We start from the raw sequence: 2663 nt of genomic DNA on the forward strand, positions 1-2663 counted from the left end.
GAGATGTCACTTATCAGCATAGATTTAAGAAAATTGGTTTTTCTGGAACGAGTTTCTCTGCTGGATTGCGCCACCTTTTTTAGCGATACATAAACTATATAGTAACTTATATATAAGTATATATTGTTATATTAAGTATTAAATTAAATATTTCATTTTATGTTTATTGTATTTTGAGAAATTTATTATCTTAAATATAGATATTATTCTTCAATGAATAGAAGTAGGGGAATAGGAGGTGGCAAGAGTTATGATTTATGTATTTCATAAATATGTATTTTTATGCAACGTTACAACAGCTATTCTTTATTTTTTGCAGGTTACGTATGTTAATGCTGCAGGATCTTCAAGTGATGCAGGAGGGGCATTTTATAAATGCGATGATAGAAAAACACACTTTCTTGCAGATAAAGTCTATTACTTAAAAAGTTCTCAAGAGACGTCTGTTTATATTGCACCTATTGCAGCTATATATGTAGAAAAAGCAGGCACTATTGTTAATGCCTCTCAGATAACAGTTTTTGGCGATGATCCAGATAAAATATCTGCGTATGGGGCGTATGTAAGAAATGGTGGAAAAATTAATCTAATAGCTTCAGATTTTAAGAATATACCTGCTCTTCGTGCTCAAAATGCCGTTATTAGTATGACAGTAGGGGAAATTAAGGGGACTTCACATGCTATTTATGCATGGGGGAGAGGAACGGATATTGCTTTAGTGAGTGTGAATATCAATATTGAGCCAGATAATTTGAATGTAAAAGGGATCGGTATTATGAGTGGTTTTGATGCAATGGTTAAAATGACAGACGGTACCGTTAATTTTAACCAGATTGGCTCATTTTCAACTCGATTTGGGGGGCACTATCTTCTTGATACTATGGGGATTACGGGGCAAGGAAGGAGGGAGGAAACTTTAACAGATGGTGATGGAGCTATGGGGGTATTGCCAGAAGCTTTTGAGGTTTTTCAAGGTGGTGACGTTCATTTGAAAAACAATTTTATTCAGCTGAACCATATGCATGCATTCTTGATGAAAAACTTTTCAGGTTATGTAAATGATAATGGTAAGTTAATTCAAAAATATATTTCACCAGATGGCTTTAAGAATACAAATATTAAGATAGAAAAAAACAATATTTCTGTTCAGGGTGAGGGAGTATATGGACTGTGCTTTAATGTTTTAGCTCCAGAAGAATTTGCTAAAATGTTGAGGCAACGAGATGATGAAAAAATTTTAGAAACCAAAAAAGTTATCACGGGGAGGGCATTTGTTTATTTATCAGAGACAAATATGACAGTTCCAGACGGGATTGCGATTTATGCGAAGGGGAATAAAGACTATGAAGTAAAAGGCACTCTTGAATTATCGGATGAAACAAAAATCTCTGGTGATTTGTTGCTAAAAGCTGAAAATAATGCTTCTCTATTGGTGAAAGCAAACGCTTCCTCTCTTACAGGAGGTACGCGTGTTGAGGGTAGATCGGTTATTGATTTAGAATTAATTCGTTATTCAAAATGGTATCTTACTAAAAGTAAATACAACGGTTTACAGGAATCTGTTTCATCGCTTTCTTCTCTAAGTCTTTCCAATAGCACATTGATCTTTGATGAAGATAGTGGTTATCAAACGCTACGCATTGGAAAAAAAGCAGATATAGGTGCAGGAGATAAAATTCTCGCATCAAAAGATAAAAAAGTCTACAGTGCTGAGGGAAACGCTCAGATTAGGTTGAATGCATTTTTGAATGATGAGGGTTTGTTTAATCCCCAAAAGACGGATCGCATATTGATCTATGGGGATGTTTCTGGAACGACATTCATTCATGTGCAAAATTTTCCAAAATATGCAAGTAAAGAAGTCTATGAGGGAAAAGATCAAAGCATTTCACTCATTCAAGTTGCTGGAACAGCGCAGGCAGGTTCTTTTCGACTCGCCAATGGTTATGATGATTATACTACGGTGAAAGGTTTTCCTTATCAATATCGTATTCGTGGTTATGGTCCAGGTTCGCCTTTTGGAGAAGCGAATGCTAAGCAAAGATTAGTGGAAGGTGAGGGGGATTTTTGGGATTTCCGACTCGAAGGGGTTTATATTTCTTCTAGAATAGGTTCTTATAATGGTCCATTTGGTAAACCTTCTTCGTTTTCATTATCTCATCCTGTTAATCCTCCATCTTCTCCCCCCAATTCACTTTCTACGTCGTTGATATCTGACTCTCCTTCTTCTACGTTCTCTGGTCCTGTTGATCCTCCCCCTCCCGATCCACTTTCTACGTCGTTTATGTCTGACCCTCCTTCTTTTACGTCCTCTGATCCTGTCGATCATCCCCCTCCCAATCCACTTTCTACGTCGTTTGTGTCTGACCCTCCTTCTTCTACGTCCTCTGATCCTGTTGATCCTCCCCCTCCCGATCCACTTTCTACGTCGTTTGTGTCTGACCCTCCTTCTTCTACGTCCTCTGATCCTGTTGATCCTCCACGCCCTGATCCACTTTCTACGTCGTTTGTGTCTGACCCTCCTTCTTCTACGTCCTCTGATCCTGTTGATCCTCCACGCCCCAATCCACTTTCTATGTCGTTGCCATCTGAGCCCTCTGCTCCGGAGGACACTTCATCTCTGGATACTGTTTCTCCTCCTTCTGTCCCTGTCGAACCAAAGC

General features: G+C 38.4%; 1 protein-coding gene. It reads left to right on the forward strand.

Annotated elements, in window-relative coordinates; all coding sequences use genetic code 11:
- Positions 1-250: 250 nt before the first annotated feature.
- On the forward strand, positions 251-2663 hold a 2413-nt coding region (locus ACFIJW_RS00205; RefSeq protein ID WP_375632691.1), incomplete at its 3' end, for an autotransporter outer membrane beta-barrel domain-containing protein.

The sequence above is a fragment of the Bartonella sp. MM97QHHN genome (assembly GCF_042194285.1).
Classification (GTDB): domain Bacteria; phylum Pseudomonadota; class Alphaproteobacteria; order Rhizobiales; family Rhizobiaceae; genus Bartonella.